Annotated in this window: 6 protein-coding genes; 2 read left to right on the forward strand and 4 right to left on the reverse strand. The window is 43.5% G+C overall.

The genetic code is table 11. The annotated features are described in order from the left end of the window. The first annotated feature begins 297 nt into the window (after positions 1 to 297). Positions 298 to 2,004 (forward strand): phospho-sugar mutase, encoded by a 1,707-nt coding sequence (locus F0229_RS20715; RefSeq protein WP_171733603.1) that lies wholly within the window; start codon positions 298 to 300, stop codon positions 2,002 to 2,004. Between the two features lie 107 nt (positions 2,005 to 2,111). Here the strand turns inward: F0229_RS20715 and F0229_RS20720 are convergent, their stop codons facing one another. The 4 genes from F0229_RS20720 to yegD form a co-directional block, all read right to left on the reverse strand. After that, positions 2,112 to 2,744 (reverse strand): LysE family translocator, encoded by a 633-nt coding sequence (locus F0229_RS20720; RefSeq protein ID WP_171733604.1) that lies wholly within the window; start codon positions 2,742 to 2,744, stop codon positions 2,112 to 2,114. 150 nt (positions 2,745 to 2,894) lie between these two features. Further along, on the reverse strand, positions 2,895 to 3,527 hold the full coding sequence (locus F0229_RS20725; RefSeq protein ID WP_171733605.1) for a fumarylacetoacetate hydrolase family protein: 633 nt from the start codon (positions 3,525 to 3,527) through the stop codon (positions 2,895 to 2,897). Positions 3,528 to 3,815: 288 nt separating this feature from the next. Further along, entirely contained in the window at positions 3,816 to 4,892 is a 1,077-nt protein-coding gene (locus F0229_RS20730; protein WP_171733606.1) for a porin, read from the reverse strand. A gap of 492 nt (positions 4,893 to 5,384) precedes the next feature. Beyond that, on the reverse strand, positions 5,385 to 6,737 hold the full coding sequence (gene yegD, locus F0229_RS20735) for a molecular chaperone (RefSeq protein WP_017064846.1): 1,353 nt from the start codon (positions 6,735 to 6,737) through the stop codon (positions 5,385 to 5,387). Between the two features lie 160 nt (positions 6,738 to 6,897). Between yegD and F0229_RS20740 the strand changes: the two genes are divergently transcribed. Then, entirely contained in the window at positions 6,898 to 7,206 is a 309-nt protein-coding gene (locus F0229_RS20740) for a DUF1289 domain-containing protein (protein WP_080582242.1), read from the forward strand. The last annotated feature ends 142 nt before the right edge of the window (positions 7,207 to 7,348 follow it).

Genomic DNA, 7,348 nt, shown 5'->3' on the forward strand with positions numbered 1-7,348 from the left:
AAACCCAAGAACTAATACGGTTCAAAAGCGTTGGAGGTTTCCATGAAAGATTCAAAAACGGCGAATTTGTTAAATTTTGTTATATTTATGTAAAAGGCTAGTTAGTGATATCCAATTATTCAAGGTAAGTTTACTTACTAAACAGTCAATTATTTGAAGTGGCTTAATCTACGTGCCCTCTTGCCGTTGGAATTTATTTTATATCGAGTTTTACGATTGTCTTCATAGAAATGAGAATCAATATCACTTAAATTAAATCAACGGTAAGTCATACAGACATTAATAGGTTTAGTGATTATGCAAGATGCAATGAATTGGTTAGCGAGAGACCCAGATCCAAGAACTCGTGAAGAACTTCAACACCTCATCGATGAGGGAATGCACGACGAACTTGAAGACCGCTTTACTCAACGATTAGAGTTCGGAACGGCAGGACTTAGAGGCAAAGTTGGATGCGGCCCAAATCGAATGAACCGTTTAGTCATACAGGAAACAGCAACCGGGCTCGGCCACTACTTAATCGAACATGTCGCTAATGCGACCATTCGCGGTGTGGTCGTCGGTTATGACGGCCGTTTAGATTCAAAGCAGTTCGCGATTGATACCGCTTCCGTACTCACGGCTTTAGGCATTAAGGTTTATCTAACCTCGAACGTCGCGGCGACCCCTATCGTTGCCTTTGGTATTGAGCACTTCAACGCCGCAGCTGCCGTTGTGGTGACGGCCAGCCACAACCCACCGGAATACAATGGTTTCAAAGTGTACTGGGAGAATGGCGCTCAAATCATTCCTCCTCACGATGCGGGTATTGCCGCTGAAATCGATATCGCATCGACCAAGCCGCTCCCTTTAATGAGCCTAAGTGACGCTGAAACGCAAGGTAAGTTGGTGTGGTTAACTGAAGGCTATTATCAAACGTACCGCGCTGCGATCAATCAGAGCCCATACGTGAGTGACGAGATCGAATCGGCGAACACCACCATCACCTATACCGCAATGCATGGTGTCGGCGCACAAATGGCCGAGGATCTACTTCACGATTCTGGTTTCCATAAGGTGTTCAGCGTCGCCGAGCAAAGAGAGCCCGATGGTAACTTCCCGACCGTCAACTTCCCGAATCCGGAAGAAAAAGGCGCGATGGATCTGGTGGTTAACTTAGCAAAAAGTGTCGATGCCGACATTGCTTGTGCCAACGATCCAGATGCAGACCGATTTGCGGTTGCAGTGAGAACAGATGATGGCTCATACAAAATGCTAACAGGTGACCAAGTCGGCGTGCTATTCGCTCATTATCTACTCTCAAAGCCGCATACCAAAAACCAATTAGTTGGTAACAGTATCGTATCTTCAACATTGCTTGAAAAAGTAGCTCAATCCCACGGGGCGACTTATTTCCAAACGCTGACAGGTTTTAAATGGTTAGCGAATATTGGCATGCAATTGGAAAATGATCAGAACGACTTCTTGTTCGCCTATGAAGAAGCATTAGGCTACACAATTGGTACTCAAGTACGAGACAAAGATGGGCTGTCTGCTATTGTCGTGTTTGCTCAATTGGTTGAGGAGTTAAAATCTCAAGGTCGAACAGTTTGGGATCTTCTCGCTCAAATTTCATTTGAACATGGGGTTCATACCAACGCTCAGCGAAGTATTGCACTAGACCCAGATTCACCATCGATTGGTTCTAAGCTCCGCTCGGCACAGCCTAAAGCAATCAACGGTGTCGCTATCTCTGTAATTGAAGATTTGCAGTCTTCTTTACGCTTCGTCATTGGAGGCAATACTGAAGCCATTAACCTGCCTGCAAGTGACGTACTCATCTATCATCTCGAAGATGGTTCACGCATTATCGTAAGACCTTCCGGTACTGAGCCAAAAGTTAAGGTCTACTATGAGACGGTGACAAAATTTGAAGGGACAGAAACCTACGAAGACACTCGCCTGCGCGGTGAGAAGTACATGGAGAAACTGATTGAACAACACCAACAAGAGTTGAATTCATAGCGATTTAGCGCGTTCAACATGTAACGGTTAAATATAAAAAATGGACGCTCGTAGCGTCCATTTTTGTCTCAGCGGCTAACCACGAGAAGATGTCTGATTTGATTCGTCTACGAAGTAAAGAAAGAAGACAACATCCAGATAGCTAACACGATGAAAACTCCGCCCATGACTTTCTGTTGATAGGTACGAAACTTCGCGTTTTCTACGAGAGATTTACCAATCGTACCCACTAACGCCACCAGCAAAAAGTTAAACGTTAAGCCGAGAACATTCAGTAATAAACCCAGAACAAGCATCTGCTGACCGGAAGTCGCTTCAATATTCGTCGACACAAACTGAGGCAGAAACATCACAAAGAAAACCAACGCTTTAGGGTTAAGCAGGTTACTAATCAATGCTCGTTGATAGTAGGCTTTTGCAGCAAAGTCGTCGCTTAACTCAGGCGCATTGCCCTGCTCTGTTCGAAGACAATCCCACCCCATTTTTAATAAGTAAGTACCGCCTAACAGATGAAGGGCTTTTAAAGCCACTGGACTCATCGCAATCAATGCTGAAACACCCATTGCTGCCAATACTGTCAGGATAATTCCAGAAGTCGCGTTACCCAAACTTGCAAACACACCAACCTTGCGGCCATAGCTCATACTTGAGCTCGCGATGAGTAACATATCAGGGCCAGGCAAAAGGAGAAGTGCAACAACGGCAGTCAGGTAAACAGGTAAGATGGCTAAGTCGATCATGGGTTTCAGTATTGATAAAAACGGAGGCGGATTTTATATCAATTGGCAACACCCTTCCAGATGCAATTAGTTGTAAGATAGTAAAATATTCGAATTAAATGCCATCAATGAACAATAAAGCAAATTTATTAACCAAATAGAAATGACTACTTAACTTGCTACCCACTCGATCTCAATTAATGTGGTTTCGCCACACTTTAGGCGACCAAGGAAAATATCACCTCGATGCACTTCACCAACACCTTTTGGCGTACCTGTCATCACAACATCGCCGTCTAGTAAGGTGGTATAAGAAGACAGCTCTTCTAGGATAGTTTTTGGAGAGTAAAGCATCTGCTCAACATGTCCTTTCTGAACACGAACACAGTTAATAAACAACTCTAGGTTTAAGTCTGCAAGGTCTAAGTTATCAATTGGAACAAAGCGACTAAATACGGCTGAGCCATCAAAAGCTTTGGCGCGTTCCCAAGGTAAGCCTTTCGCTTTTAAGCTACTTTGCAACTCACGCTTGGTGAGGTCTAACCCTAAGCCCACGGCTGAGTATTGGCCATTTTCAACGATAAAGCAGATTTCAGCTTCATAGTGCAGTGCTTCTTGATGAAACGAAGAAAGAGAGGAAGTCACGCTGGTGCTTGGTTTATTAAACACCACCATAGAGTCAGGGATCGCGTTGTTAAGTTCTTCAATGTGATCGACATAGTTACGCCCAACACACAACACCTTGGTCGGTGTTGCGGTTCGTTTCGAATTCATCAATTGTTCCTGATCCACAACGCTGCTCATAGTTTGTCCCTGAACTATTCTTGGAACGCAAAGTTTACCGCATCATAAAATGGGAGTCTTCGACAAGATGGTTACTAAGATCTAAATTCTGATCTTTAGCTCAATTCGATGATTTGAAAGCGTTTATACGAAGGTCGCAATAGTGCGAAATCACCATTCAAGACAAAAGCCCAAAACGAAAAAAGCCCTCTCTAACCAAAAGGTTTGAGAGGGCTTAGCATGGTGTCTAGGACAGTATCCTAAAAGGTAAACCTAAGGAGTAAACACTATGCTAAATCAGTCTGCGACTTATAGGTAGTAACGAGCACCAAGTAGCCATTGGTCGTCAGCTTTCTCTTTGTACTCACCAGAACCTTGTAGGTCGAATTGGTAACCAGCGAAGCCTACGAACTGAGATGTGAAGTTGTATTCAGCTTGTAGAGCAGTTGTAGCAAATACTGTTTCGCTCATCTTGTCATCTTCTACAGCTTCGTAGTTAACGCTTAGGTTAAGGCTGTTAGCTAGTGCGTAAGATGCTAAAAATTCGTAACCTGTAGACTCTGAAATAACGCCAAACTTACCATTATTCATGTAGTTGTTCGCTGCGTATACAGCTGCAACGTAAAGACCTTCAGAACCGTATGAACCGTAAGTTGCACTTAGTACATTAGAATCAGCAGTCTTTGAATCAGTACCAACATTAGCACCAGTACCGAAAGTAACGTGACCAGTATTGTAAGCGTAGTTCACAGAGAAGTTAGCGATATCGTAGTTCAGAGCGATTTGACCGCGGTTACCGTACTTATTCTCTGAAGCAACTTCGTTGTATTCTTCGTCAGAAACCTTACGACCTTGCCATGCAACGCCAATTGCTAGAGAGCCAGCGTTACCGAAATCCACAGCGTTAGCGTAGCTCACCATCTCTTCAGCACGACCAGTACCTAGATTACCGTGATCTTCGTAGATGAAGTCATTCGCGAATGCGATTGGCATATCAGCAACACCAGCAACGTTGTAGTAAGGTGCCCATTGAGTACCTACTGCTGCACGGCCATAATCGTCGTGAGAAACACCAACGTAACCAAGACGAGTTGTGAATGACTGATCACCACCGTCAAGCATGTTTAGCGCCCATTCACCTTTAGCATCAGCAGTAAAGCCGTTACCAAGTTCGTGAGTTGCACCGAAGTTGATACGTGGAGAAACAGTTTCAACACCGATGTCATCGCTGTTTTGACGATCGTCGCTGTTTACATCACCAACTGCAACTGAAACGTGACCGCCAACTGAGAATGTTGTGCCGTCTTCGTTGTAAAGTTCTACTGCAACTGCCTGTGTACCAAATACTGCACCGGAAATTGCTAGCGCTAAAAGTTTCTTATTCATTTGTCATGTCCATTATGTAACTGGGTGAGTTATTCACTAACAACCTCGTGCTTACGGAGAAGTTGTTACCTGCATTTAACAAGTAGGCAAACCCTAATACACGAATGACAAGAAAGTTGCATTAAAATATATAAAATAAAAAAAATCGCACTATAAAAAACAAAAATACCTTTTAAAACAGTTGATTAACACGACAATTACTGAGATCTCCTTTCATTCTTTGAGATAAATACTTTGATTATTTTTGATTTTATAATCACTAAAAAAGCATTAAAAATCTAAACCCAAGGTAACTCATCAGACCATCGAGAGGCTCGCCTTTGCCTTTGAAACATTTTGTAACACGTAGAGCTCAGCTGAAATATTTAGCTTTGTGAAACAAATCCCAATATGAGCTAGGAAAAATCGTTCAATAGAAAGTTCATTAGAGAAAAACAAAAAAAGGGCAACCAATCAGCGACTGGTTGCCCTTCATAACTCATCATTGAACTCTTATTTGAAGCAAACCTCAGCCCAACGAGCTAAACCTGCAGTTACTGAACCGAAGTAATTACCACTCACAATCGGTACATTCGGCACAGCTTGTTGTACGGCTTCACGAAGTATCGGTGAACGAGCGGAACCACCCGTCATGTAGATTACGTCTGGCTTTTTCTGGCCTTGTTGAATCGCTTCTTTAACCAACTCAATCATCTTAGACTTTGGTGTTTCAATCGCTTCAACCATCTGTTCGACTGAGATATCTACCTCGACCAGTTCAGAGGCAACATTAATCGCAGCACGATATTGAGGGGATTCTGCCAGCGCAATCTTGGCCTCTTCCGCTCTACGCACAATACCGTAACCCAAAGTGTCGTGATAAACCTTCATCAAACGTTCTAGCTTTTGAGGCTCTGACGCTTCTTTACGAAGTAATTTTAATGCCGCTAGGTTTTCTCTTGAATAGAAGTTCTTTTGAGCTTCAACATTATTAATCGCAATTGGGTTCCAGAATTGAGTCAGTGGCATATCAATACCCGAAATGCCTTTGCTGCCCATACCAAAAGGTGACATCAGTTGTTTGAATGCAAGATAGATATCGAGGTCATTCCCCCCTACCCTTTGCCCACTGTGTGCCAACAAGCTCTGGGTACGATCCGCTTTACCCGACCAAGTTGGTCCCATTTCTAATAATGAGCAATCGGTGGTACCACCGCCAATATCAACAACCAATACTGTTTGGTTTTCAGTTAATGTGCTTTCGTAATCAAGGCCTGCGGCTACGGGCTCAAATTGAAAAGCGATATCAAGGAAACCGGCACGCTTAGCTGCGCGAGACAGTATGTCTTCAGCTTGTCTGTTCGCCTCTTCACCACCTCGACCGTGGAAGTTAATTGGTCGGCCGATAACAGCTTGCTTGATCTGCTCTTGAGTCGTGAGTTCGGCTTGATTCTTGATATTTGCCATCATGGCGCACACTAAATCTTCGAAAAAGCTCACCTGCACATCATGCAGTCCACTCGCGCCAAGGAAAGATTTAGGGGACTTAACATAATAAACATCGCGAGGGTCTTCTAAATATAAGTCCAACGCAGCCTGACCAAATGCCATGTCTTCTGGCACTAAGTCGATACTCTCTTCTCTGTTCAGCGCAATCGCACGTCGTAGTACTTGCTCACCGATCGCATCACTCGGCTTGATATTCAAGTGGCGGAATAGATGTTCAGAAACACTCTCACGAGTAGGCGCAAACACGGTTGAGGGAATATAGTGGTTGTTACCTTCTAGCGGTAACAGGCTTGGCTCTCCATTAACCATCGCCGCGACAGAACAGTTCGCTGTTCCATAATCAAATCCAATAAACATAATATCCCCCCACTCAACAAAAGGGGCGAGATGCTACATGAAAAGCCTAAAAATTACGAGGTCATTTCTAAATTTAACTGAGTAATTTCTTAGCTTAACGGCTCTTCAAGAAGAAACAAATATGCTACATTTCAGCCCAAATGAATCACAGGTTAGAGAAATGAAAACACCTTGCCGAGCGGCTTGTAAAAATAATGGCGGAATGTGTAGTGGCTGCTTTCGAACAATGGATGAAATTATAGGTTGGAAAGGCTTATCTGAAGAAGAGCAAACGTCGGTTATGGATAATCTTAGTGGCGCGAGTTCGACTCACCAATGTCCACAGTGTAATGAGCCAGCTCAATGCGATATCAGTGCGGGCAAAGAGACGTGTTGGTGTTTTGAGTTAGAAAAACGAGATACTAGCGATATTCCAAAGGCTGGAGTTTGTATGTGTCGTAAGTGCTTGTCTGCCCTGCCCGTTCAGTAGTTTAGAGCCCATTTAGTAAGTTACTGGATAGCAAGTTACTAGGGCGTGTTGATCTTTCGTGAGTGTTCTTTGAACAGCATGGTAAAGAGTTATAATTTGCTTCGCCAAAAGTAAAACCATAACCAATACCATGCCAAGAACA

Origin of the sequence: Vibrio sp. AIC-3 (assembly GCF_013114515.1) — a bacterium.
Classification (GTDB): Bacteria; Pseudomonadota; Gammaproteobacteria; order Enterobacterales; family Vibrionaceae; genus Vibrio; species Vibrio crassostreae_C.

Excerpts from the sequence above, each read along its gene's own strand:
- F0229_RS20720 (WP_171733604.1), bottom strand. The coding sequence starts at position 2,744 with ATGATCGACTTAGCCATCTTACCTGTTTACCTGACTGCCGTTGTTGCA.
- yegD (WP_017064846.1), bottom strand. The coding sequence starts at position 6,737 with ATGTTTATTGGATTTGATTATGGAACAGCGAACTGTTCTGTCGCGGCG.
- F0229_RS20730 (WP_171733606.1), bottom strand. The coding sequence starts at position 4,892 with ATGAATAAGAAACTTTTAGCGCTAGCAATTTCCGGTGCAGTATTTGGT.
- F0229_RS20715 (WP_171733603.1), top strand. The coding sequence starts at position 298 with ATGCAAGATGCAATGAATTGGTTAGCGAGAGACCCAGATCCAAGAACT.
- F0229_RS20740 (WP_080582242.1), top strand. The coding sequence starts at position 6,898 with ATGAAAACACCTTGCCGAGCGGCTTGTAAAAATAATGGCGGAATGTGT.
- F0229_RS20725 (WP_171733605.1), bottom strand. The coding sequence starts at position 3,527 with ATGAGCAGCGTTGTGGATCAGGAACAATTGATGAATTCGAAACGAACC.